The sequence below is a fragment of the Parazoarcus communis SWub3 = DSM 12120 genome (genome assembly GCF_003226565.1).
In the GTDB taxonomy this organism is placed as follows: Bacteria; Pseudomonadota; Gammaproteobacteria; order Burkholderiales; family Rhodocyclaceae; genus Parazoarcus; species Parazoarcus communis.
Genome location: NZ_QKOE01000001.1, coordinates 750,610 through 776,062 on the forward strand (window position 1 = coordinate 750,610; position 25,453 = coordinate 776,062).

Below are 25,453 nucleotides of genomic sequence, written 5' to 3' on the forward strand. Positions count from 1 at the left end.
GTCATGCACCATCATCCTGCCAACGCTGCGCACGGCACGCCGATCGGCGCCCCCCGGCGCAGCCTGCAACACCGCCTGGGCGCCCTGCGCGCAGGTTTACGCGCGGCGCTTCGTGCGTTGCGCCCGCACCCCGTCAAGCATCCGAACCGGTAACACGCCATCATGTCCACGCTGACCAAACAGACGCTGTCCCACCTCGACTGGCTCGAGGCCGAAGCCATTCACATCCTGCGCGAAGTCGCCGGCCAGTGCGCCAATCCGGTGCTGTTGTTCTCTGGCGGCAAGGATTCGATCTGCCTGCTGCGCCTGGCCGAGAAGGCCTTCCGCCCGGGGCGTTTTCCTTTTCCGCTGATGCATATCGATACCGGCCACAACTACAAGGAAGTGACCGATTTCCGTGACAAGCGTGCAGCCGAACTGGGCGAGCGCCTGATCGTGCGCTCGGTGGAGGATTCCATGGCGCGCGGCACCGTGGTGCTGAAGTCGGCGGACGAGTCGCGAAACAAGCATCAGTCGGTCACCTTGCTTGAGGCGATCGAGGAGTTCGGCTTCGATGCGTGTATCGGCGGCGCCCGCCGCGACGAGGAGAAGGCTCGGGCGAAGGAGCGGATCATGAGCTTCCGCGACGAATTCGGTCAGTGGGACCCCAAGAATCAGCGTCCGGAGCTGTGGAACCTGTACAACGCGCGCAGCCACAAGGGCGAAAACATTCGCGCCTTCCCGATCAGCAACTGGACCGAGCTGGACGTGTGGCAGTACATCGCCCGCGAGCAGCTGGAGTTGCCGTCGATTTACTTTGCTCACGTGCGCCCGGTGGTACGCAAGAATGGCCTGCTACAACCGGTGACCGAACTGACCCCTGCCAGGCCTGGCGACCAGATCGAAGACGTGCTGGTGCGTTTCCGCACCGTCGGCGACATCACCTGCACGGCACCGGTGGAGTCGGATGCGGACACGCTGGAGAAGATCCTGGCGGAAACCGCGACCACCACGATCACCGAGCGCGGGGCGACACGGATGGACGACCAGACTTCCGAGGCTTCGATGGAGCAGCGGAAGAAGGAAGGGTATTTTTGACTGTTTCCGGGGTGCACCCGACGGTCCTCGCAAAGGACGCGCACGGGGCATTCCTTCCGAGGCTGCGGAACTCGCTACGCTCGGACAGTCCTCGCCTCTCCAGGAATGCCCCGCACACGTCCGGGAACCTTGGGCGGCACACCGAGAAGAAGCAGGGCGTGGGGCGCAAGACGCGAACACGGACAGCCAGGGATGTGCCGGGTGTTCCTGCAGAAGGCGAGGACTGTCCGAGCCCGCAGGGCGAGTTCCACAGCCTTCGGAAGGAACACCCGGCGCAGCCCTGGCGAATCGAAGGCACCTTACCAGCCCACTCGGCAACCGAATTCTTGAAAGCTTGAAGGAAAAATGAAAATGTCCGCCCCCGAAAACCTGCCCGAAATCGACAACGGCCTGCTGCGCTTCCTGACCTGCGGCAGCGTGGACGACGGCAAGAGCACCCTGATCGGCCGTCTGTTGTTCGACACCAAGACCATTCTCGCCGACACCATGAATGCGATCGAGAAGACCTCGGCCAAACGTGGCATGAGCGCAGTCGACCTGTCGCTGCTGACCGATGGCCTGCAGGCCGAACGCGAGCAAGGCATCACAATTGACGTTGCCTATCGCTACTTCTCGACCGGCACCCGCAAGTACATCATTGCCGACGCCCCCGGCCACGAGCAGTACACCCGCAACATGGTGACCGCGGCCTCCACCGCCAACCTTGCCATCATCCTCATTGATGCACGCAAGGGCGTGCTCACCCAGACCCGTCGCCACTCCTACCTGGCCAGTCTGGTAGGCATCCCCCACCTGCTGGTCGCGGTCAACAAGATGGACCTCGTCGACTACGACCAGACCGCCTTCGAACGCATCAAGGCAGACTACCTGGCCTTTGCCGCCCAGCTCGGCATCAAGGACGTCCGTTTCATCCCGATCTCCGCGCTGGCCGGCGACATGATCGTCGACCGCGGCGACCGGCTGAGCTGGTACGACGGCCCCACGCTGTTGGAAATTCTTGAGGCAGCACCAGCCGCCCACACCGAGCAGGCAGAAGACTTCCGCTTTCCGGTGCAATATGTCTGCCGTCCTCAGGACTCTGCCAACCCCGAACTACACGACTACCGAGGCTTCATGGGCCGGGTCGAATCGGGCGAGATTGCAGTCGGCGATGCCGTTACCGTGCTGCCTTCGGGCGCATCGAGCAAAGTCAAGGCGATCGAAATTGGCGGTCAGCAACTGCAGCGTGCCATCCACGAACAGTCAGTCACCCTGCTGCTCGAGGACGAAATCGACATCTCCCGTGGCGACATGATCGTGAAGGCTGCCGAAGTGCCTGAAGCGGTCAAGCAGATCGACGCAACCGTCTGCTGGCTGTCGGAAACCCCGATGTCACCGGCCCGAACCTATCTGGTGCGCCATACCACGCGCGAAGCCAAGGCCAAGATTGCCAAGATCGACTACCGTCTCGACGTCAATACGCTGGAACAGCAGACGGTCACCAGCCTGGCAATGAACGACATCGCCCGCCTGACCCTGAAGCTTGCGCAGCCCATCGTCGCCGACGCCTATGCGCGCAACCGTGCCACGGGCGCCTTCATCATCATTGATGAAAGCACCAACAACACCGTTGGCGCAGGCATGATCGGCTAAGCAGCCCCAAGGACTGCAGTACGAGCGCCGTGGGCATCGGCCCACGGCGCTCGTTTGCTTTTTTGCCGGCGCTGGGATCCACTTCCCGAGCCATTCCCTTTGCCAATACGCCTGCGCATGGCGTAACCTCTTGGCCCGCTTCCGACCATCACGCCGTACCCCATGTCCGTACTCACCCTGATCGCGCTCAAGTTCGCCGCCGGCCTGTTGCTGGACCGCTTGCTGGGTGAGGTACGGAGTTTTCATCCATTGGTGGGCTTCGGCAACTGGGCCAAGGGCGTGGAAAAACGGGTCCGGAAGCTTGGCGATCGGCGCCTTGACGGGCTGCTGGCCTGGTTGCTGGCTGTCACACCCTGGGTCGTGCTGGCCATTGTTGCGCGCCGGCTGCATCCGCTCGCACACTGGCCAGTAGACATCCTGCTGTTATATCTCGCGCTCGGCGGTCGCAGCCTGACCGAGCACGCGGAAGCCGTTGCTGCACCACTGGAGCGCGGCGACCTGAGTGAAGCCCGACGCCGGGTTGGCTGGATCGTCAGTCGCGACACGACCCAACTCGATGCCGAGGGCGTGGCCCGAGCCGGGACCGAAACCGTTCTCGAAAACGGCAACGATGCGGTATTTGGCGCCCTGTTCTGGTTCCTGCTTGCGGGCGGGCCAGGCGTGCTGCTATTTCGACTTGCCAATACCCTGGATGCCATGTGGGGCTACCGTAACCCTCGCTACCTGCATTTTGGCTGGGCCGCCGCCCGCCTCGATGACCTGCTCAACACCCTGCCTGCCCGACTAACCGCCCTCACCTACGCGCTATTGGGCCATACTCGTCAGGCGCTGACCTGCTGGCACCGCCAGGCCCCCGCCTGGGACAGCCCGAATGCCGGCCCGGTGATGGCTGCTGGCGCGGGCGCGCTGGGCGTCGCCTTGGGCGGTGCCGCCATCTACCATGGCCGACTGGAGCCACGCCCTCCACTCGGTCTGGGCCATGCACCGGACGCAAGCTCCATCCGCGGCGCAATCGATCTGGTCCGACGTGGCATCATGCTATGGCTGATCTGCGTGGCCAGTACGGCCTTCGTCATCGAGTGGCTGAATGCTTGAACATGGCGGTCGTCTGCACCGCGCTGCACGCGACTACGGTATTGCACTGGCTGACTGGCTGGATCTGTCCACCGGCATCAACCCCGTCCCTTATCCGGTCCCGGACATTCCGCTGAGCGCCTGGCATCGGCTGCCCGAAGACGACGACGGTCTGGCAGCTGCCGCGCAGGACTACTACGGTACAGCCTCCCTGCTGGCGGTCGCAGGGTCCCAACCCGCGATTCAGGCCTTACCCCAACTGATCGGAGGGGCAAGGGTCACCCTGCTGTCCCCCACCTATGCCGAACATCCTCACGCGTGGCACGAGCGCGTTCTGACGACGGTTTCCGATTGCGCAGCCGATATCGAGGCCCGCATCGACGATACCGATGTGCTGCTGCTGGTGCATCCCAACAACCCGAGCGGAGCCTGCTTCGAGCGGGCGCAACTGCTTGACTGGCATCACCGGCTGGCGGCCCGCGATGGCTGGCTGGTGATCGACGAAGCCTTCATTGACTGCGCCCCGCAACACAGCCTTGCTGACCAGGCGGGGCGCCCCGGTCTGGTGGTGTTGCGCTCGATCGGCAAGTTCTTTGGCCTGGCGGGCGCCCGCGCTGGCTTCATCATGGGTCCTGACGACCTGCTGCGTGCGCTGGCCGACAAACTGGGCCCGTGGACCTTGAGCGGTCCGACTCGGCACGTCGTTGCCGCAGCCCTGCGCGACCAGACCTGGCAAGCAGCCACCCGCCACGCGCTCTCGCACGCCGGTACGCGACTCGAACAGTTGCTGCGGCAACATGGCTTCGATGACCCGCGCGGCCCGGCGCTGTTCAAATGGGTACGGCATCCCGACGCTGCACACATTCATCGTGAAATGGCGCATCGGGGCATCCTTATCCGCCATTTCGACCGGCCACCCAGCCTGCGTTTCGGCCTACCGTCCGATTCAGCCGGATGGCAGCGCCTCGACGCCGCGCTCGCAGCACTGAACCTGAAGGACACCCGATGACCGCCCTGCTCCGCACCCTAGCCATCTGTCTGCTGCTCGCCACCCAGCCGATCTTCGCTGCAGAAGTCAGCGTGAGGGACGATGCTGGCAAGGAGATTCGACTCAAACAACCCGCCACACGCATCGTCAGCCTTGCACCCCACATCACCGAACTGCTGTTTGCTGCGGGTGCAGGTGATCGCGTGGTTGGCGTGGTGTCCTACAGCGATTACCCGGAAGCGGCCACAAAGCTGCCACAAGTCGGCGGTTATACGAATATCGACATGGAAGCGATCGCCGCACTGCAGCCCGATCTCGTCGTCGCGTGGAAGAGCGGCAACCGCAACGCTCATCTTGACCGCCTTAACACGCTGGGCGTACCGGTGTACATCAACGAGCCCCGTAGCCTTGATGACGTTGCACGCAGTCTCGAAGCCCTTGGTCACCTTGCGGGCAGCGACCAGACGGCAACAGAGGCCGCACGCGCATTTCGCGAGCGACTGAGCGGACTGCGCCAGCGTTACACGCTGCAGGCACCTGTCAGAACGTTCTATCAGGTCTGGGACAGGCCACTGACGACCATCAATGGCGCACACCTGATTGGCGATGTAATCCGCCTGTGCGGCGGAGAGAACATCTTTGCCGAACTCGGCCAACTCGCCCCCAATGTCAGCGCCGAAGCAGTGCTGGCAGCCAACCCGGAAGCAGTAGTTGCCAGCGGCATGGGCGAAGCCCGGCCTGAGTGGCTGGACCAATGGCGTCGCTGGCCCGAGCTACACGCGACACGGGCAGACAATCTGTTTTTCATCCCACCAGCCATCATCCAACGCCACACACCACGGATTCTCGACGGGGCCTCACGGCTCTGCGAACTCCTCGAACAGGCGCGCGCGAAACGGACAGGCGCCGCGCTCAGATGAAGCGGGTGGCGTCCTCAAGTTCATCATGAGTACGCGCCTGCCCCAACGCCATCACGAACTTGTACCAGGCCTCATCGCGCTCATCGATCCGCAGCAGCGCTATATGAGGATCCTGCGCACTTTGCCGGAGCACCGTCACCCGCATCACGCTGCGGTCATTAGCCCCCAGATCGATTGACACGATGCCGCTTACCCCCACCGGTAGCGACTTTTCCGCACGGACGCGAAATCCGGATTCCGAACATTCAAAAACGGTAAATTCTAATCGTCTGCGCATGCCCAATTGCCTGCAGACCAGGTTGCCTGGGCACATCACGGAGAACCGCCGATGCGTACGACGGCGCAACTCAGTACGTGGCGTATCCTCCGGAATCGGCGGCAAACAATGCTTGTATTCGGGCAGGTCGTAAATCGAATGCAGCAGCAACAGTTCGCGCGGACGCAGGCTGGCAAATACCGTCGTACGCCAATTGAAAAAGTGGTCGATCAACAGAGGCGTCATCACCGGATCGGTGGTGGTATAGAAGCGCTTCTCCGGGTAATGGATATTCGGCACCTGCACTTCGGTGAAGTACCGATACAGATTCTTGCCATCGGGCTGGCCACGATAGCGTCGCCGGAAAGCCTCGGGCGCACGCATCAGATCAAGATGGGCACCGACTGCCGGCGCGCCGTTGACAAAATCATAGTGCGCCACTGGCCGCTGCTTGAGTCGGCGGAAACACAGCACGGATTCGTAAAACCCGATGTGTCGCGGATTGACCGCGATGACCAGATGACGAGTATCAAACTGGCGCGCCGCGTAGTCATACATGAACTTCAGCAGCGGCAAAAGGATTCTGCCACTGGACGAACGGAAGCGCGGATCGATCGCCAGCGCAGAGACCTCGGCCACCTTGCCACCAACCTGGCGCACGGCGGTCAGGTCGAAAATCTTCTGCATCGGAAAACCCAGCGCACTCTCCCGAATCAGCGACAGGGTACCCACCACCTTGTCGCCAACCCGGCACATCAGCGTCGATGTAGTCGGCAGTGCATGATAGACCGTCACCCGCAACCCCGACGGATCCGGAACCATGAAGCCTGCATCGACATATGCGTCATGCAGCAGTCGAAAGCAGGCCTCGAGCTCCTCCCGGGTTTCGGCCAGTTTGAACACCATCTTGTCCGGCAACACCGCATCACAGCGCAGCAGCCTGCCATACACCGCCAACCCGACGGCACCCGGCATCCATCGCAGCACATGGTGTGCAAGCGCACCTCCAGCGTGCACAAGCCTCCCCTTCATGACACGACGGACACGGCGGATGAATGGGCGGAGAAACCGGGGCGGTCGAAGAATCATTCAGAAGTCACATTGTGGCGCGACCGCCACCCAATAGATCAGTTTTCGTTAATATTCTGCTTATTCATAGAAAAACCTGGAGACACTGCAATGAACTCACTGCCCTCCCCCCAGCCCTCACGCCGCCGTTTTATCGGCGTCGGCATCGGTTTTGCAGCCGGCATCGGCCTGAGCACCGCTTACCCCCAAATTGCCGCATTCGCCGGCGAACTGCAAGATTTCATCAAGGGCCCGCCCGTACCCGACATCGCCCCCAGGCAACTCTCCGAACATGTCTGGATGATCTACTCGAAGGATGGTTTTCCCACCCCCGAAAACCAGGGGATGATGAGCAACATCACCTTCGTGATCAGCCGCGAGGGTGTGATCTTCCTCGACCCCGGCGGCTCGCTGCAGATCGGGGAAATGGCCCTGCGCCAGGTACGCACACTGACAGACAAACCCGTCATTGCAGTATTCAACTCCCATTATCACGGCGACCACTGGCTGGCCAATCATGCCTGTGTCGATGCCTTCGGCGACACACTACCGATCTATGCACACGCCGTGACCAAGCGCCAGATCGAAGGCGTCGAAGGCAATCTATGGCGCAGCCTGATGGAGCGATGGACCAACCAAGCCACGGCAGGCACCCGCATCGTCCCGCCCAATCGGGTCGTCGCCCACGGTGACAGCTTCAAGTTCGGCGACGTAACACTAAGCGTGCACCACTACGGTACCGCACACACACCTGGAGACATCTGCATCCAGGTCGTGGAAGACGGACTGACCTTTGTCGGCGACATCGCAATGGACCGACGCATCGCCAACATGGATGACGGCTCCTACGTCGGCACCTTCCAGTATTACGACAAGCTCGAAAGCGCAACCGGCCCACAGATCTGGGTACCGGGCCACGGCCTGCCGAGCCGACAGGTGCTGGATTGGAACCGCAGCCTCTTCGAAGGCATCTATCAGAACTGCCTCGAAGCCGTAAAGGATGGCCAGACCATGGAGCAGGCACGAGCACGCGTTCTCAAGGACGAGCGCGTCTCCTCGCGAGCCGCCGACACCCTGGGCTTCGAATCCAACATCGGCAAATACGTCAGCATTGCCTACCTGGAGGCGGAGAAAGAGGCGTTCTAGTCACGCCAGCGCCGGCGCATGTTTCGATACGTCTCCCGCCAACCAGGCCGGATATCCTGCCACCACGCACGATCGAACACCCAGGCCAGCGTGGGCAGGATAGGGGCAAAATAATGAGCCGCAGCCGAAGGACGATCCGCACTCGCCGCGCGCAGCGGCACTTGCAAGGCACGCAAGCGCTCCAGCAGGCTGGGGTGCAGCGGCAGTTCGTCGACATCGCCATCGTCTTCGAGCAGCAACTCGGTGGCATCCCGCACCGAGGCCGGCCGCAGGAAGCCTGCCTCCACGCCCAGTCCCATTTCACGATACGGACGGATCGACGGACGAGCCCGCACCGCACTTTGCGCCATCACCTTGGGCCAGTAGTCCTGCCTCAGGAAGCGCTCCTTCAGACTGACCTCGACCAGGGTCTCGCCCAGTAGCCCGGCCCCAACGTAATGCGCCGCAATGGCATCGGCCTCGAACTCCTCGATGCGCGACAACCGCAGCATGTCACGATAGAAGCGACGCAGCCCGCGGTTGGCGAGGCCTTCAAGCGCAGGCAGGATTTCACACAAGGCATCGAGCACTCTGAGCCACCAGGCACGAAGATGCGCCCCCAGCTTGCCGACCCCCTTTCGCTGTACCGCCAGATGCGCAAATTCGTGCGCCAGCACGGCGGCAAGCTGCGAGCGCGAAACACTATGGACCAGTGGAAGGCCAATGACCAGATGGGTCTCGATCCGCCCAACGCATCCCCATCTGGGACGCTGCATCACCATGGCATTCATGTCGCCGGTCACCCAGACACGATCCACACGACACGCGCCCATACGCCGGGCAATACCATCGAGAAGCTTGTAGAAATCAGGAACGACATCACGCGTCACGCGTACCCCTGAGGCCTCGGGAGCGGCCAGGCAGAGCACGGCCAGCAAGCGGGCGGCCACAATGGTCAGGCAAACTGCAGAAATGCTGAACCCAGCAGCCAGCAAGGGCGACCCTTCAAGCACTGAAGACCAGCTGTGCCCCAGGGCCTTCACCGCACCTGCCAGTGCCAGCAGGCCGGTCAATAACACCGCAGCAAGCCCTCCGGCTGCGATCAATCCCAGACGTCTCGCCAATTGCGGGCGCAGCGCGAACAAGCGGGTACCAGGTCGTTCCATCACGCACCACTCCTGCATTGGCTGCAAAATCCAGCGAAGTATACGCTTGCAGCGCGCTTCGAGATATTGAACGAAAGGCATATGCACAACGCCACCTATGGCGATGTATTGAGCTCGCTTTCCTCCGCATAAGCGTCTACAGTGTAGGCCTGCTGCGCGCCTGACCAATCGGCCGCAGCCCCTCAACGACCCTCACGGTCACGAATTCCGCCCGCCTCGATTGGAGCCATCCTTACCAGGATGGCAGGCCGTCGCTGGAGCATTGCCCCTACATGAACACCGAATCCAACTTCGCCAGCCTCGGCCTGGCCGAGCCACTGCTGCGCGCCATTTCCGAAACCGGCTATACCACGCCCACGCCGATCCAGGCCCAGGCCATTCCACTGGTGCTGGCAGGCGGCGACCTGCTTGCTGCCGCGCAGACTGGCACCGGCAAGACGGCTGGCTTTACCCTGCCCCTGTTGCATCTGCTGTCGCAGAACCATGTCCATCCTCATCCGCCGGGCCGGCCGCGCTGCCTGATCCTGACACCCACCCGTGAACTCGCGGCGCAAGTCGAAGAGTCGGTGAAGACCTATGGTAAACACCTGCCGCTCAGTTCGATGGTGATGTTCGGCGGGGTCAACATCAACCCGCAGATCAGTGCCCTGAAGAAGCGCGTGGACATCCTGGTGGCCACTCCGGGACGCCTGCTCGATCACACCGGCCAGCGGACGCTCGATCTGTCGGGTGTGGAGATCCTCGTACTCGACGAAGCCGACCGCATGCTCGACATGGGCTTCATCCGCGACATTCGCAAAGTACTCGCCCTCCTACCCAAAAAGCGTCAGAACCTGCTGTTCTCCGCGACCTTCTCCGACGAGATCCGCGAGCTGGCCAACAGCTTGCTGCACAACCCTGGCTGCGTGGAAGTCGCGCCACGCAATACCGCCGCCGAGCGCGTCGATCAATCTGCTTACATGGTGGGCCAGAAGCAAAAACGTGAGCTGCTCGCCTGGTTGATCAAGGAACGTCAGTGGTTCCAGGCCCTGGTCTTCACCCGCACCAAGCACGGCGCAAACAAGCTGGCGGAATACCTCACCAAGCACGGCATCGAGTCTGCGGCCATTCATGGCAACAAGAGCCAGGCGGCGCGTACCCGTGCCCTCAGCCAGTTCAAGGACGGCTCGCTGCCGGTATTGGTTGCAACCGACATTGCCGCGCGTGGCCTGGACATCGACCAACTGCCACAGGTGGTTAACTTCGAACTGCCCAACGTCCCGGAAGACTATGTGCATCGCATCGGCCGCACCGGTCGTGCCGGTGCCGCGGGCAACGCCATCTCACTGGTCGACGCCGAAGAGATGAAGCTGCTGACCGCCATCGAGCGCGTGATGCGACGCAAGATCGACCGCGTCACGGCAGAAGGCTTTGTGCCCAGTGCCACGGCGGAGATCTCGCACGACGAGGATCTGCGCCGCGATCCGATGCCGCGTCGCGGCGGCCGGGCGCCGCAGGGTCGATCTACAAACTCAAGCCCGACACGCAGCGAACGCCCTGCAGGAAGAAGCGGCCAAGCGCCGGCCCGCTCACCACAGCGCCCGCGCAGTGAAGTCGACGGCAACCGCAGCCGGCAACCAGTACAAGCAAGAGGCGAAGTTGACGGCAATCGGGCGACGCCTGCCCGCGGCGAGCCCAATGGCAATCGGGCGGACAACCGCAGCCGACGCGAAGTCGACGGCAACCGGGCGCCAGCAACCCGCAACCCGGCCCCCCAGCGTGCCGCGCTCTTCTCCGGCAAGCCATCCGGCCCCAAGCGCTGACAAGCCAAGGCGCACGCCACCACCTACTGGCAAAGAAAGACCGTCTCGCGACGGTCTTTTTTTGTAGTACACGCGTCAAACAGTTGCAGTCAGGCCGCCCCACGCAGCTTGTACCACAGGCCGTAAGCCCAACAGGCCGCGCAGAATCCAACGGTGAGGTCGATGAATGAGAACACCAGCAACACCGCGGCGGGAATCATGCCGATCTCGGCACCCATGGCCCAGCTTGTCACCATCACGCCGCCAGCAATCGCCACCAGCTTGTCGGCAAACATCTTCGCACCGGCGTTGACCTTGCGAGCCCAACCCGCCTTCGTCGTCAGCGCGGCGAACATCCGGTACGACGGGCACTTGTGAGGCGAAATGAAGCCTCGGATCAACCCACCGACGGCCAGTATCAGCGCCAGCCACTGATAAGGGGTAAAGAGATACACCGCGCTGACCAAAAAGGTCACCGCAGCCTGAAAACGGTATGCGTTTGAACATACCGGTGCCAGATCGAAACGCAGCATGAGAGCTCTCCGGGAAATCGTAGCGGAACGGCCATCAATATATAATTATTCTCTTATTTATTCAATACCCTGACGGCCTCAAGGGAATCCGCATTTTTCCCATTATTATCACTTTAGATATACTTCTCACGATGCAGTCTCGAACAATTGAAAAAATCCCCCTAAACAGATATGGTCTCTCCCCAGTCAGTTGGGCGCGGCAACCTGCACGCGTGCGCGTCGTCCGCCAGCGAATTACGGAGAGTCTCCCTGCATGCGTAACATCGAGTTGTTCGGCCAGGCCGAGCATAAATTCGTGCTGCTCAACGAAAGCGAACCCGGTGAAGAAGACGGCGTTCGCTCCAATCAGTACCTGATCATTCACGAGGGTTGCGGCGTCCTGCTCGACCCCGGCGGCTTCGGCGTCATGCCTCGCGTGCTGGCGGAGATGCTGCGCCACGCCAAGCCTGAGCAGATTCGCGCCATCATGCTCTCGCACCAAGACCCCGACATCGTTGGCGGGCTATCCACGTGGCTTGAACTGACACCGGCGGAAGTGTTCGTCTCGAGTATCTGGATGCGCTTCCTGCCGCACTACGGCCTGGGCGACATGAGCCGTTTCCGTGGCGTGCCGGACGAAGGCATGGAATGGACCGTGCAACCCGGTTTTGATCTGCGCATCGTGCCTGCACACTTCCTGCATTCCGAAGGCCAGATCAATCTGTACGATCCTGTCTCACGCATCCTGTTTACCGGCGACATTGGCGCGGCCATGCTACCGCCTGAACGTGACGAACCCTTCGTTGACGACTTTCGTGCGCACCTGCCCTACATCGAGGGCTTTCACCGCCGTTACATGGGCTCGAACAAGGCCATACGCTGCTGGCTCGATACCATCGCAGATCTCGACATCGACATGCTCGCCCCACAGCACGGCCCGATCTATCGTGGTCAAGCGGTCAAGGACTTCCTGGCCTGGCTCGGCCAACTGGAGTGTGGCATCGACTTGTTGCAGGCCGGCGGGCGTTTCCGCAAGGCCTGACCGGACATGGACACGACTTCTCCGCAAGGCGCTCTGAGCCGGACCGACCTCAGCCTGACCGATCATCGCCTGCGCGTCATCGGCGAACTGGCTAGTCTGCTCGAAGACCAAGGGCGTACCCGCCGCTTCAGCGAAACCCTGGGGCAACTCACACGCTCGATGCATGGCGAAATCGTCAGCATGCTCGAGCATGCAGGGGGTGCCATCGGCCAACCCGGGCTACTCGACATGATCGCCGAAGCCGGCCGCATCACCGAACGCCTGGGCACCAGCTTCGACCTGCTGCTTGCCGAACGCTCCCGTCAATGGAACGCCACCCACGATGCGCTGTGTCGGACGATCAATGATTTCGACGACATGTTCTCCCTGCTGTCGAACACCCTGGTCGAGCGGGAACTGCTCGAACGTCAAAGCCAGGTACTCGAACAGATCATCCTGTCGCACGAACGCATCGGCCAGTGGAAAGCCTTTGTCCAGGCCATCCTGAACGACTTCCACAGCATCTTCCCATTCGACCTGTTCTTCGTTGCGCTGGCCGAAAACAACGGTCTGATGCTGAACGTGTACTACTTCGGCGACACCGACGAGGCCTACCGCCTGAAGACGCGTCAGGAACTCGCCCTGCAGATGATCGAGAACCTGGGCCTGCCGCCGGACTCGTCGCTGGACTACGAGGAGTTCCACGTCCTGCAGGGCCACAGGATCCAGCAGGTCCGTCCAGAGCAGATGATCACCGTGCGCGTGCCCGAGCACTCCTCGCAACTGGCGGGCCTGCTTGGCGTGACCTTCCTGTCGTCACGCAAGCTCAATCCACGCGAAGAGAGCGTCATCCGCTCCATCCTCGCCGTGATGGTGATGGTGGTCGGCTCGAGCAAGGTGCTGTCGCGCACGCTGGGTGAGCTGGAGTACTACTCCACCCACGACCCGCTGACCGGCCTGCACAACCGGCGCCACTTCAACAATATGCTGGAGTACGAAATTGGCAGGTCCGAGCGACATCAGCACGAATTCGCCATGCTGCTGCTCGACCTCGACGACTTCAAGGACGTCAACGACTCGTACGGACACCCCACCGGCGACAGTGTGCTGGTCGGCGTCGCCGAGATACTGCGCAACAGTACACGCAAGGGTGATCTCGCCACTCGCATCGGAGGCGACGAATTTGCCATCCTGCTGATGGAAACCGGCACCGACGGCGCGGTGGCAGCCGCCGAAAAACTGGGCGCGGCCTTGCGCGAAGCACGCTTCTCCGCCCCCAACGGCAAGCAGTTCCACATCACCACTTCGATCGGCATCGTCGTCTATCCACGTGACGCACGCACTGAACACGATCTTCTGGCCGGCGTCGACATCGCCATGTATCGCGCCAAGGAGTTGGGCAAGGACAGCGCCTGCACACTTGCCTCGCTGCCCGGCCAGCTCAAGGCGACGCGGGTGACCCGGGACTTCGCCGAACAACTTCGCACTGCATTGCGTGAAGAGCGCATGGTGCCTTATTTCCAGCCCATCGTTGGCTGCCTGGATGGCGCCCCCTTCGCCTGCGAGACCGTCGCCCGACTCAAGCAGGAGAACGGCGAGACGATTGCCGCAGGCGCTTTCATCGACACCATCGAGAAATACGGCCTCGGGCGCGAACTCGATCGCGTCATCATCCGTCAGGCCTTCCAGGCCATCGTCGCTCGACGCGAAGCCGGCCTGCCACCGATGAGGGTGTTCATCAATCTGTCAGCGCAAGAGATCCAGGGTCGCGGCATCCTCGGTTATGCCGAAGAACTCTGTCACAGCCTTCACGTACCGCCAGAACTGGTGATTTTCGAGATTCTCGAACGCGACGCCATCGGCGACATGACCAACATGCGCAAGTTTCTGGCCAACCTGCGCGCGAAGGGCTTCTCGTTCGCGCTTGACGATTTCGGCAGTGGCTATAACTCATTCCACTACCTGCGCGAACTGCACTTCGAATACGTCAAGATCGACGGCGCCTTCGTACGCAGCATTGTCGACTCGGCCATCGACCGCGCATTGGTCCGCAATCTTGCCAACCTGTGCAAGGAGCTCGGCATCCAGACCATTGCCGAATTCGTCGAATCCGAAGAAATCCTCGACATGCTCAAGGACATGGGCATCGACTACGTGCAAGGCTACCACATCGGCATGCCGCGACCGGTCATGCCCTGACACTGCGCCAGCGCAAGCGCTCAGGCTTGCGCTGGCCAGTGGTTTTCCGCGACGAGCGTATCAAGCGGCATACGCTCGGCCCAGTGCTCGATCTCCAGCATGGGCTTGGGATAGAAGGCCTCCACATGGCCGATGCACAGCACCGCCACCGGCCGGGCGCCGGTTGGCATGCCCAGCAAGGCCGCCAGCTTGAGCGGGTCGAAGATCGACACCCAGCCCATTCCCAGACCCTCCGCCCGCGCTGCCAGCCACATGTTCTGGATCGCACACGCGACCGATACCAGATCCATCTCAGGCAAGGTCCGTCGCCCAAAGATATGTTTCTCGCGGTCGTCGGTCAGCGCAACCACCAACACCTCGCCCGCCTCTCGAACCCCCTCGACCTTGAGCTTCATGAACGCATCCTCACGTTCGCCGAGCGCCTGCGCCGTCGCCACCCGCTCCTCTTCGACCAGGGCGTGAATGCCTTCGCGCAACTCACCATCGGTGATCCGCATGAAGCGCCAGGGCTGCATGTAACCCACGCTCGGCGCCTGGTGCGCTGCCCACAGCAAGCGCTGCAGCAAGGCTGGATCAACCGGGTCAGACCGAAAATGGCGCATGTCTCGGCGCTCTGCAATTGCGCGATAAACCGCTGAAATTTCGGTACTGGAGAAAGCATGGGACATGTCGGGCACCGTTCCTCGAACGCAAGCGGGCAGAACCGCAGTTTACCCCGGATGGCAGAAAACACGCTGACCGATAAGCAGTCGACGGCGCATCGCCACTCATGCAAGGCCGCCACACAAGTCACAGAAGGCGCAAAGCACCCCCTGCTCCACCCCATTTAACTAACGCAACAATGAATATATAGATATCAATTTACATTATCATTTGATTTCAATAGTATCCGCGCTCACCGCCCATCCACCTCCGCCCCCATGAACCGATACGTATTGATCCTGCTCACCACCTTGCTGCTGACAAGTGCGACTTCGCTCGCCACTGCTGCCGTCGACACGGAGCTCTCGGCAGTCGAAGTCGTGGGCCGCGGCCAGTCTGGCGACTACCACCAACAGGAATCTTCAGGCGCCACCCGCACCGACACACCCTTGCGCGAGGTTCCACAGGCAGTACGCGTCATGCCACGACAGTTGGTCGACGACATCGGCGCAGTCCGCCTGGACGACACCCTGGACTACGTCAGTGGTGTGTCACGACAAAACAACTTCGGCGGCCAATGGGACAACTTCGCGATCCGGGGCCTGGCCGGCAATGAAAACACTGGCCTGGGTTTCCTGCTCAACGGCTTTGCCGGCAACCGCGGCTTCAACGCACCGCGCGACACTGCCAACGTCGAACGCATCGAGTTCCTGAAAGGCCCGGCGGCCGCACTGTATGGCAGCAGCGAACCCGGCGGAACGGTCAACATCGTGACCAAAAAGCCGCGATTCTCCGCTGCGCACTCGGTGGAAACCTATATTGGCAGCTATGACCTGTACCGCTTGGCCGTCGACTCTACCGGCCCACTGACAGAAAGCCTGGCCTATCGCATCAACGCCGCAGTGGAAGACCGTGGCAGCTTCCGCGACAAGATCGACAGCGAGCGGCAATTCTTTGCCCCCGCGCTGACCTGGGTACTGGGCGCCGCGACCGTACTCAATTACGAAGCCGAGTACCTGCGACAGAAGGCACCGCTGGACCGCGGCGTCATCGCCATCGGCGGTCGCTTCGATACCGTCTCGCGCACACGCTTCCTGGGCGAGCCAAACGATGGTGACATCCTGATCGAGAACCTCACCCATCAGCTCAGCCTCGACCATCAACTCAACGACATGTGGCGCACCCGCATCGGCCTGGCGTACAAAACCGGCACGCTGGACGGCTACTCCACCGAAGCCCGCCCCGCCTTGAACGGCAGCGTACTGACCCGCCAGCGCCGCTATCGCGACTATGCCTCCGAAGACCTCAGCCTGCAGGCCGAACTGATCGGCAGCTTCACCACCGGCGCACTCCGCCACGACCTGCTCACCGGCTTCGAGACCTACCGTTTCGACCTTGATCAACGCATGCAGCGGGTCAACGGCAGCCCCTACGGCATTGACGTGTTCAACCCCGTCTATGGACAGACGCCGCCACCACTGGCACCCAATACCGACACCTCGGAACGCCAGCTGAATACGGCTTGGTTCATCCAGGACCAGATCAGCCTGAGCGAACGCTGGAAGCTGCTCGCCGGCCTGCGTATCGACCATTTCGACCAACGCATCGACAACCATCGCAACAATACCGTGCGCAAGCAGGATCACCTTGCCCGCTCCCCTCGCATCGGCCTGAGCTATCTCGCTACCCCGCAGTGGAGCCTGTATGTCAGCGCAGGTACGACCTTCCGTCCCAATACCGGCATCGACCGTTTCGACCAGGCGTTCGACCCCGAAACCGGCCGCGCGCTGGAAGCCGGCATCAAGTACGAAAGCGCCGATGGCCGCCTGGGCGCCAACGCTGCCATCTTTGACATCCGCAAAAAGAATGTGCTGACGCGTGACCCGGTCGACAGCAACTACTCGGTCGCCGCCGGAGAGGTACGCAGCCGCGGACTGGAATTCGACCTTTCTGGACGCATCGACCGTTTCTGGCGGGTCACGGCCAGCTTTGCCTACCTGGATGCCGAGGTCACCCGCGACAACAATCCGCAACTCGAGGGCAAGCCCCTGCTCAACGTGCCGCGCACCAGCGCCAGCCTTCTTGCCGTACGTGAAGCCCCCTTGACCGATGGCAGCCGTTACGGCATTGGTGGCGGGCTGAGCTATGCCGGCGAACGCGCTGGCGACGCACTGGATACGTTCAAGCTACCGTCTTACACCACCGCCAAGCTGCTCGCCTACTGGCGCATCAGCGATCAACTGCGCGTATCGCTCGACGTTGACAATCTGTTCGACCGTACTTTTTACGCCAGCTCATACGATCGTTGGTGGATCACGCCCGGTACCGCACGTGTGATAACCGTAGGCCTTCAGGCGAAATTCTGATGCGCGGTCGCCACAACCCCTCGCGCCGGCGTTTCACCACCCAGCTGGCACTTGGCGGCCTCGCTGCCGGGCTCGGATTGCCACGACCTGTCATCGCCCACCCCAACGGTGATCACGCCCATGATCCTCTGCCGGCCACAAACCAGATTCCCGGCGTCCTCAGCATCGTGGGTCCCTGGGAGCTGACCGGGCTCGATCCCTCGCGCGCAGGCTTCATGTTCTCGCGCATGGAAATCGCCGAAACCCTGTTCGATGCGGCAGACGACGGCAGCCCCCTCCCGGGGCTGGCTGCACGATGGACGCAAAGCGCCGACGGCCGCGAATGGCTGCTGCAACTCCGGCCACAAGCCCGCTTTCACGATGGCAGTCCGGTGAGCGCCGCAGACGTCGTACACGCATTGAACCTGGCACGCACCAAGCCCGGCATTCTTGGCCTGGTTCCGATCGAACGCATCGATGCCCACCAGGATCAGGTGCGGATCCGGCTCAAACATGCTTTTACAGCCCTGCCCGCTGCACTCGCACACAGCAGCACCCAGATCCTGGCACCCGCCAGCTATGACCCGGACGGCGTCGTACGTGGCGTGATCGGTAGCGGACCTTTCCGCCTGACCCACCTGCAGCCCCCCCAGCGCTTCGAGGTCGAACGTTTTGCAGGTTGGGACGGCCCACCGCCCGCTATCGAGCGGGCAACCTACCTGGCCGTCGGGCGCGGTGAGACACGTGCGCTGATGGCCGAGAGCGGACAGGCCGATCTCGTTTTTGGTCTCGATCCCGCCAGCCTGCAGCGGCTGCAAGGTCACCCGACCCTGCAGGTGGAATCGGTCGTCATTCCGCGCACCATTTACCTCAAGCTCAACGCAGGTCACCGTTGGCTGACCGATCCGCGCGCACGTCAGGCGATCAGTCTGGCGCTGCAACGCAGCGGCATTGCCCATGCCGTCCTGCGTGAGCGCAGTCTGGCTGCCAGCCAGCTGTTTCCCCCCACGCTGGACGACTGGCACGTTCCGGCACTGCCACCCTTGCACCACGACCTCGCTCAGGCCCGCCAGCTACTGCGCGAACTTGGCTGGCACACCGACGCCCAAGGCATGCTGTTCCGCAGCGATGGGGCCCAAACCGAAGTCTTCAGCCTGAACCTGCGCACCTTTCCCGACCGCCCGGAACTGCCGATCGTCGCCACCGCAGTCCAGGAACAACTCCGCCAACTCGGCATCCGCGTCACCGTGTCGCTGGGCAACTCCAGCGACATCCCCGCCGGCCACCGCGACGGCAGCCTGGAACTGGCCCTGGGCGCACGCAACTTCGCCGTCGCCCCCGATCCGCTGCTGACCTTGATGCAGGACTTCGGTCCCAGTGGTGGCGACTGGGGCGCGATGGGCTGGCATGACCCGGCCCTGGACGCCACCCTGGACGCACTTCAGCGCACCCGCGACGCCAGCGCGCGCCAGCACCTGCGTACGCAGGCGGCGCAGATCCTGCACCAAGCGCTGCCGGTGATACCGGTCGCCTGGTATCGCCACTCGGCCGCACTGCATCCGCGCGTAAACAGCGCCGGTCTCGATCCGCTGGAGCGCAGCTACCGCCTCAGCCGCATGCAATGGAGCCGCTGAAGTCATCATGAATATCCAAGGCATTTCTCCGGTCGCCGGCGTCCTGGGCCGCCGTGGCCTGCAGGCCCTGCTGGTTGCTGCGCTGGTCGGCACCTTGAGCTTCTTTCTGATGCGAATGCTGCCCGGCGATGCTGCCTATCGCATCGCGGCCGGACGCTACGGCTACGACCTGGTCAGTGCAGCCGCAGCCGAGGCGGTACGTGTCGAACTTGGCCTCGATCAACCCTGGTACCTCGCCCTAGTCGGTTGGTGGGCACAGTTGGCTGAATTCGATCTCGGCACCTCGCTGGTCACAGGCCACGCCATCGCCGACGACATCGCCCATCAACTCGGACACACGCTGCTCCTGGCATTCTGCGCCATGGCGCTGTCGCTGTTGATCGGCCCCGCACTCGGCATCCTTGCAGGTCTGCGCCCTGGCGGCGCCATCGACCGCATCACCCTGTTGGGCGCCACCGTGCTACGCGCCTTTCCCCCTTTCGTGCTCGGCATCCTCTTGATCCTTGGATTGTCAGTACACCTCGGCTACCTGCCTGCCGCCGGCCACGGAGAGGCCACCAGCGTGGTCCTGCCTGCGCTGACGCTGGCGCTTGGCCTTGCCGCCGGATCGTGCCGGATCGCGCGTGATGCGTTCAGCCAGGTGGTCAACTCGCCCTATTACGCCTTTGGCCGCACCAAGGGCCTGAGCGACCGCCAAGTGCTGCTGCGCCACGGCCTGCGCAACGCGGCAGTTCCCATCGTCGCCTACCTGGGCATGCAGATGGTCTTCATCATCGAGGGGGTGGTGATCCTGGAAACACTCTTCGCCTGGCCTGGCATCGGCCATGCCCTGATTCACGCCATTTTCTGGCGCGACGTGCCCATGATCCAAGGCTGCGTGCTGGTCTTTGCGCTGCTGTTCGTCACCCTCAATACCTTGGTAGATCTCGCCTGCCTGGCGCTCGACCCCCGCCGCCGTCACTAAGCCCCGCCGCCCCGCCATGAATCCCGCCTCCGAATCCTCCCTGCCCGCGGCACTCAGCATTCAGCCCAAACCCGTGCGTGCGTACTTTGGCTCCCGTAGCGTTGGCGCAGCGCTGCTTGTACTGGTCGCAGCCTTCGCACTGTTCGGCCCCACGCTCAGCGGCTCCGACCCCGTTGCACAAGACCTGGAAAACTTCCTGGCCGCGCCCGACGCCGCCAACCCACTCGGCACCGACCACCTCGGCCGCAGCATGCTCGCACGGCTGGCCCATGCCGCCCAGTTGTCGCTGTGGCTGGCCCTGCTATCGGTCGCCAGTGCGCTGATTCCCGGCGCGGCGCTCGGCATCCTGGCGGCCTGGCGTGGAGGCTGGGTCGAGCGGGTGAGCGTCGTCATCGCCGATTCCGTTCTGGCCCTGCCCGGCCTGCTGCTGGTGCTGTTGCTGGCGACCTTCGCGCCCGGGGCTTTCTGGCCGCTCTACCTTGGCCTGTCACTCAGTTTCTGGGTCGAGTATTTCCGTGTCGTGCGCGCCCGCTCGCACATCCTGCTTGCCAGCCCACAGATCGAATCGGCCCGCCTGCTCGGGTTCGGTCCCCTCTATATCGTGCGCCGCCACTTGTGGCCAGAACTGGCCCCCATGCTGGGCACCTTGATGAGCTTCAGCGCAGCCACGGCCGTACTGGCCATGGCTGCGCTCGGTTTTGTCGGCGTCGGCATCCGCCCACCCACGCCTGAACTGGGCGTCATGATGATCGAGCTACTACCGTACTATCAGGAGGCCCCGTGGCTGATTGCCGCCCCAATAGGCCTGCTGACGCTGACCGTACTCGGACTGGCCCTGGTCGGTCGAGACCGGAGCTCCATGCAATGAGCCTCGCATTTCAGGTCGACGAACTGCAAGTCCGGGCGGGCCACAATGTCCTGATCGACGCCCTCTCGCTCAGCCTCAAGGCAGGCGAGGCCTTGACCCTGCTTGGCGAAAGCGGTGCGGGCAAATCCCTGCTGGCACAGGCCATCATGGGCAATCTTCCCTCAGGCCTCCGGGCTTCCGGACAGGTTCGAGTCGGCCAACACACCAGCCCTGCAGGCGAAGGCGCGAAGCGTCGCCCCTTATGGGGGCGCCAGATCGGGCTGCTGCCCCAAGAGCCCTGGCTGGCCCTCGACCCCACCATGCGCGTTCGCGATCAAGTCGCCGAAACCCACGCCCTGGTGACCGCGGTGCGCTGGCCCGAGGCGCGCACCCGCGCCGCACACGACCTTGACGCCATCGGCCTGGCCCACGCCAGAGACCACTACCCTCACCAGATCTCTGGCGGCATGGCGCAGCGCGTTGCCTTTGCAGCAGTACACGCTGGCGCTGCGCCACTACTGATCGTGGACGAACCCACCAAGGGGCTCGATGCCGCGCTGCGCGACGACGTCGTCGCCCTGCTGCAGCAGACACTGGCCGAGGGCGGTGCAGTGCTGACCATTACCCATGACGTCGCGGTCGCCCGCGCGCTGGGCGGCAGCATCGCGGTAATGCAGCAAGGGCAGATCGTCGAACAAGGAGACGCCGCCTCCGTGCTCAATGCACCCGCGCACGCCTACACCCGCGCGCTTCTGGCGGCAGAGCCCGCCCGCTGGCCGGACCGCCCACCAACGCAAATAGGCCAATGCCTGATCCAGGGACGCAAGCTCGGCAAACGCTTCGGCCATCGACTACTGTTCGAGCAACTGGACATCCACATCCACGCTGGCGAACGCCTGGCCATCCAGGGAGGCAGCGGTTCTGGCAAGACCACGCTGGGCAACATCCTGCTGGGCCTCATTGCCCCTGATCACGGTGAAGTGCTCCGTGCACCTGGTCTACCCAGGCAAGGACTGCAAAAGCTCTACCAGGATCCCGCTGCCGCCTTCGCCCCCCGACTGTCGCTGGGGCAGGCACTGCGCGACCTGATCCGCCTGCACCGTCTGGACGGCCGCGAACTCGGCCCCCTCCTGACCCGTCTTCGGCTGTCACCCAGCTTGTTGGAGCGCCTGCCAGGACAGGTTTCGGGTGGCGAACTGCAACGTATTGCACTGGCGCGCCTCCTGCTGCTCAAGCCGGCCGTCATTTTTGCCGATGAGCCCACCTCGCGCCTCGACCCCCTCACCCAACAGGAGACGCTCACCTTGCTGGCAGACACTGCGGAAACCCACGGTTGCGCGCTGGTGCTGGTGACCCACGATCCCGACATCGCTACCCGACTCACGTCCACGCAGCTGCAAATGCCTTGAGCCGCGGCCGGATGCTGGAAGACTTGCCGCATTTCCCGCCACCCCATACGCACCGGTATGGAACCTAGGTATAATCCGCAGGGATATACACCTATAAATGCATTTGATTGTTGAGAGCGGGAGAGAGAGGATGAGTCTGCAGTCGCTTTACGAACAGAAACGCATGACCCCGGCCGACGCCGTCAGCCTGATTCACAACGGTGACGCCATCGTCGTCCCCACTGGCGTCGGCGAGCCGCCTGCCTTGCTGCAAGCGCTGTCCGAGCGTCGTCACGAGCTTCGCAACGTTGCCGTCAGCCAGATCCTGCCCTTGCGCAAGTTCGCCTACCTGGACGCAGAAACCCGCGCCAACATCCGCCACGACGCCTACTTCTTTGGCGGCGCAACGCGCCCGGGCGGTCAGAGCGGCTGGGTAGACTTCGTTCCTGCCTATTTCTCCGAGCTGCCGATGCTCATCGACCGCGGCCTGACGCCGGCCGACGTGGTGGTCTCCATGGCCTCGCCGATGGATGAGCACGGCTACTTCGCACTTTCGCTGGCGCCCGACTACACCATGGCGGCCGTGCGCAAGGCGCGCGTCATCCTGCTGGAAGTCAATCCCAATGTACCTTTCGCCAACGGCGACTGCCATGTGCACATCTCGCAGGTGGCAGGCCTGGTCGAGAGCAACGAAGAACTGTTTGAAGTCGGCCTGCCGGCCATCGGCCCGGTACAGGAAGCCATCGGCAAATACGTCGCCGATCTGATCGACGACGGCTCGACGCTGCAGATCGGCTACGGCGGCATTCCCGATGCAGTCGTCATGCAACTGCAGCACAAGCGCGACCTGGGCATTCACACCGAGATGATCGGCGACGGCATCCTGTCGCTGATCGACAGCGGCGCCGTGACCAACCGCAAAAAGACCTTCATGCCGGGCAAGATGGTCGCTACCTTCGCACTGGGTTCGCGCAAGCTCTACCGCTTCCTGAATCGTAACCCCATGCTGGAGATGCACCCGGTCGACTTCACCAACGATCCTTATGTCGCCGCCCGCAACGACAAGCTGTGCGCCATCAACGCCACACTGCAGATCGACTTGCTCGGCCAATGTGGATCGGAAAGCCTGGGCCACACCCCCTACTCCGGCACCGGCGGCCAGGTGGACTTCGTGCGTGCGGCCAACCGCTCGAATGGCGGCAAAGCTTTCATCGTGCTGCCCTCGACCGCGAAGAACGACACCGTTTCGCGCATCGCCCCGGTACTGTCACCCGGCACCCACGTAACCACCAGCAAGAACGACATCAACTACGTGGTCACCGAATACGGCGTGGCACAACTGCGCGGCAAGACGGCCAAGCAGCGCGCTGAAGCCCTGATCGGCATCGCCCATCCGGACTTCCGTGCTGAACTGCGGGAGAGTGCAAAGCGGATGAATCTGCTTTGATATGACGGGGGCGCTTTGACTCACGCGTTGAAGCGCCCTTCAAAAGCTATTGCGTTCCTGCAATCCAATTCAGATCGGTGCCGTTGCGGGCGCGACGGTCACCGGCAGAAAGGCCGCCACGCCGAGCCGACCCTCCTGGTACGCTTTGCGCCCCCGAGTTCGACATTTTTTTCGTAAGTGACTGATTATGCGTAGATCACGCGTTCAGAATTGGCACTACAGCTTTTTGACGGCGGGTTCGGGAAGGTCGATGGCGTCGAAGAGGTCGCGTTGCTCCGTGGAAAGTGAGGTCAGTCCGGTGGCGGTCTGCTGTCGGTGCAGGGTAATCTGGTGATACTGGATTCGGCGCGCGATCTCGAGTGCCCGCTCGGGCGACAGCCGCTGATCGCTGGCCTTGAGTCGCATGCGCAACACGCGGTACAGCACCAGTGCGAGGAAGCAGATGAAGGCGTGGGCACGGATGCGCTCGGGCAAGCGGTGATAGACGGGGGCGATCTCGATTTCGCTCTTGAGCACACGGAATCCGCGCTCGATGTCGGCCAGCGCCTTGTAGCGCGCAACGATCTCGACCGGGGTGTGGTCGGGCATGTTTGTCACCAGTACCAGCTTGCCGTCCATCATGCGTGCATGTGCGAGCGCGCGCTCGTCGATATCGTAGGTGAATTCGGCCGACGACAGATCAACGCGGATGATGTTGGCCAGATGGGCATCGCTGACCGCCTTGTAGAATCGCGCGGTGGTCCCGGCATCCGAGAGCTTTCGCCCCCGGTACAACTGGCCGGCCTCCTGGCCATCGAGCTTTCCCGCCCAGCGCGCCGCATCGGTTTCGAGTTCGGCGATCCGCGCATCCCGGGCGGCGCCCAGTTCGGCGGCAAGGTCCGGGCGGTGCGCCACAATCAGGCGATGGCCTTGCCAGGCGTGCTCGCTGACGATCTCCTCGGTGGCCGCTTTGCACTGACCTTCATGGAACGGCGCCAGCACGGTGTCGAATTCGCTGTAGCGACGCCCCGGCACCGCGAGGATGAACTCGAGCGGCTGCGCGCCGATGCGGATCTGGCTGACGGCCTCGAGATTGTCGAGCGAAAGCAGCCCCCGGTCAGCCACCAGAACGACCCGCTTGATCGGGTAACGCGCCAGCACCTTCTCGATGGTCGGGATCAGCGTCGTGGTCTCGCCGGTATTGCCGGCAAACACCTCATGGTGGATCGGCAAACCGTCTGCCGTCTGTACCACGCCCAGCATCACCTGACGGGCGATGTCGCCTTCCTTGGACAAGCCCCTCTGGGTCAAGATGGTTGTCGCCTCGATAGAATCTGAAACTCGAGGGCGATAACGGAAGAACGAAGTGGCCAGATACGGACAAGCAT

Annotated in this window: 20 protein-coding genes and 1 pseudogene; 16 read left to right on the forward strand and 5 right to left on the reverse strand. The window is 62.8% G+C overall.

The features are described from left to right. Nucleotides 1-3: 3 nt before the first annotated feature. The 6 genes from DNK49_RS24050 to DNK49_RS03590 all read left to right on the forward strand — a co-directional run bounded on the left by DNK49_RS24050 (nucleotide 4) and on the right by DNK49_RS03590 (nucleotide 5,691). Nucleotides 4-153 carry a hypothetical protein gene (locus DNK49_RS24050; RefSeq protein WP_165843256.1) on the forward strand — a complete coding sequence of 50 codons (150 nt, stop codon included), beginning with the start codon at nucleotides 4-6 and terminating at the stop codon, nucleotides 151-153. 9 nt (nucleotides 154-162) lie between these two features. Then, entirely contained in the window at nucleotides 163-1,077 is a 915-nt protein-coding gene (cysD, locus tag DNK49_RS03570) for a sulfate adenylyltransferase subunit CysD (protein WP_110522907.1), read from the forward strand. A gap of 351 nt (nucleotides 1,078-1,428) precedes the next feature. Further along, entirely contained in the window at nucleotides 1,429-2,709 is a 1,281-nt protein-coding gene (cysN, locus tag DNK49_RS03575) for a sulfate adenylyltransferase subunit CysN (RefSeq protein ID WP_110522908.1), read from the forward strand. A 162-nt stretch (nucleotides 2,710-2,871) separates the two neighbouring features. Beyond that, nucleotides 2,872-3,804 (forward strand): adenosylcobinamide-phosphate synthase CbiB, encoded by a 933-nt coding sequence (gene cbiB, locus DNK49_RS03580; RefSeq protein WP_110522909.1) that lies wholly within the window; start codon nucleotides 2,872-2,874, stop codon nucleotides 3,802-3,804. After that, nucleotides 3,797-4,792: a threonine-phosphate decarboxylase CobD gene (gene cobD, locus DNK49_RS03585; RefSeq protein WP_110522910.1), complete on the forward strand. Its 996-nt coding sequence runs from the start codon at nucleotides 3,797-3,799 to the stop codon at nucleotides 4,790-4,792. The genes cbiB and cobD overlap by 8 nt, the downstream gene beginning before the upstream one ends. Continuing rightward, the gene (locus DNK49_RS03590; RefSeq protein ID WP_110522911.1) at nucleotides 4,789-5,691 is read left to right on the forward strand and encodes a cobalamin-binding protein; all 903 of its coding nucleotides are present in this window, start codon (nucleotides 4,789-4,791) and stop codon (nucleotides 5,689-5,691) included. The genes cobD and DNK49_RS03590 overlap by 4 nt, the downstream gene beginning before the upstream one ends. Here DNK49_RS03590 and DNK49_RS03595 read toward each other — a convergent pair. Next, nucleotides 5,684-6,979 carry an N-acyl amino acid synthase FeeM domain-containing protein gene (locus DNK49_RS03595; RefSeq protein WP_133255079.1) on the reverse strand — a complete coding sequence of 432 codons (1,296 nt, stop codon included), beginning with the start codon at nucleotides 6,977-6,979 and terminating at the stop codon, nucleotides 5,684-5,686. The genes DNK49_RS03590 and DNK49_RS03595 overlap by 8 nt on opposite strands. Before the next feature lie 147 nt (nucleotides 6,980-7,126). Between DNK49_RS03595 and DNK49_RS03600 the strand changes: the two genes are divergently transcribed. After that, entirely contained in the window at nucleotides 7,127-8,161 is a 1,035-nt protein-coding gene (locus tag DNK49_RS03600) for an MBL fold metallo-hydrolase (RefSeq protein WP_110522913.1), read from the forward strand. Here DNK49_RS03600 and DNK49_RS03605 read toward each other — a convergent pair. Then, on the reverse strand, nucleotides 8,158-9,306 hold the full coding sequence (locus tag DNK49_RS03605; protein ID WP_110522914.1) for a M48 family metallopeptidase: 1,149 nt from the start codon (nucleotides 9,304-9,306) through the stop codon (nucleotides 8,158-8,160). The genes DNK49_RS03600 and DNK49_RS03605 overlap by 4 nt on opposite strands. Before the next feature lie 272 nt (nucleotides 9,307-9,578). Between DNK49_RS03605 and DNK49_RS03610 the strand changes: the two genes are divergently transcribed. Next, nucleotides 9,579-11,108, forward strand: coding sequence for a DEAD/DEAH box helicase (locus DNK49_RS03610; RefSeq protein ID WP_110522915.1), 1,530 nt, complete (start codon nucleotides 9,579-9,581; stop codon nucleotides 11,106-11,108). Between the two features lie 89 nt (nucleotides 11,109-11,197). On the opposite strand, the gene DNK49_RS03615 is transcribed toward DNK49_RS03610, so the two are convergent. After that, nucleotides 11,198-11,620 carry a DUF4395 family protein gene (locus DNK49_RS03615; protein WP_110522916.1) on the reverse strand — a complete coding sequence of 141 codons (423 nt, stop codon included), beginning with the start codon at nucleotides 11,618-11,620 and terminating at the stop codon, nucleotides 11,198-11,200. A gap of 253 nt (nucleotides 11,621-11,873) precedes the next feature. Here DNK49_RS03615 and DNK49_RS03620 point away from each other — a divergent pair, with 253 nt between their 5' ends. Further along, entirely contained in the window at nucleotides 11,874-12,641 is a 768-nt protein-coding gene (locus DNK49_RS03620; protein WP_110522917.1) for an oxygen-binding di-iron domain-containing protein, read from the forward strand. Nucleotides 12,642-12,647: 6 nt separating this feature from the next. Continuing rightward, a complete protein-coding gene (locus DNK49_RS03625; protein ID WP_110522918.1) occupies nucleotides 12,648-14,819 on the forward strand; it encodes a putative bifunctional diguanylate cyclase/phosphodiesterase in 2,172 nt (723 codons plus the stop codon). A gap of 20 nt (nucleotides 14,820-14,839) precedes the next feature. On the opposite strand, the gene bluB is transcribed toward DNK49_RS03625, so the two are convergent. Continuing rightward, nucleotides 14,840-15,487, reverse strand: a complete 648-nt coding sequence (bluB, locus tag DNK49_RS03630) for a 5,6-dimethylbenzimidazole synthase (protein ID WP_110522919.1) — start codon at nucleotides 15,485-15,487, stop codon at nucleotides 14,840-14,842. A gap of 252 nt (nucleotides 15,488-15,739) precedes the next feature. Here bluB and DNK49_RS03635 point away from each other — a divergent pair, with 252 nt between their 5' ends. The 6 genes from DNK49_RS03635 (at nucleotide 15,740) to DNK49_RS03660 (ending at nucleotide 24,086) form a co-directional block, all read left to right on the forward strand. After that, nucleotides 15,740-17,827, forward strand: a complete 2,088-nt coding sequence (locus tag DNK49_RS03635; RefSeq protein WP_110522920.1) for a TonB-dependent siderophore receptor — start codon at nucleotides 15,740-15,742, stop codon at nucleotides 17,825-17,827. After that, a complete protein-coding gene (locus DNK49_RS03640; protein ID WP_110522921.1) occupies nucleotides 17,827-19,440 on the forward strand; it encodes an ABC transporter substrate-binding protein in 1,614 nt (537 codons plus the stop codon). Before DNK49_RS03635 ends, DNK49_RS03640 begins: the two co-directional genes overlap by 1 nt. 7 nt (nucleotides 19,441-19,447) lie before the next feature. Further along, nucleotides 19,448-20,404, forward strand: a complete 957-nt coding sequence (locus DNK49_RS03645; RefSeq protein ID WP_110522922.1) for an ABC transporter permease — start codon at nucleotides 19,448-19,450, stop codon at nucleotides 20,402-20,404. A gap of 16 nt (nucleotides 20,405-20,420) precedes the next feature. After that, nucleotides 20,421-21,272, forward strand: a complete 852-nt coding sequence (locus DNK49_RS03650; RefSeq protein ID WP_110522923.1) for an ABC transporter permease — start codon at nucleotides 20,421-20,423, stop codon at nucleotides 21,270-21,272. After that, nucleotides 21,269-22,660 (forward strand): ABC transporter ATP-binding protein, encoded by a 1,392-nt coding sequence (locus tag DNK49_RS03655; protein WP_110522924.1) that lies wholly within the window; start codon nucleotides 21,269-21,271, stop codon nucleotides 22,658-22,660. The genes DNK49_RS03650 and DNK49_RS03655 overlap by 4 nt, the downstream gene beginning before the upstream one ends. Before the next feature lie 130 nt (nucleotides 22,661-22,790). Further along, nucleotides 22,791-24,086, forward strand: a complete 1,296-nt coding sequence (locus tag DNK49_RS03660) for an acetyl-CoA hydrolase/transferase family protein (RefSeq protein WP_110522925.1) — start codon at nucleotides 22,791-22,793, stop codon at nucleotides 24,084-24,086. Between the two features lie 216 nt (nucleotides 24,087-24,302). On the opposite strand, the pseudogene DNK49_RS03665 reads toward DNK49_RS03660, so the two are convergent. After that, nucleotides 24,303-25,370: pseudogene (locus DNK49_RS03665) on the reverse strand (IS1634 family transposase); the annotation flags it as partial. Nucleotides 25,371-25,453: the final 83 nt, after the last annotated feature.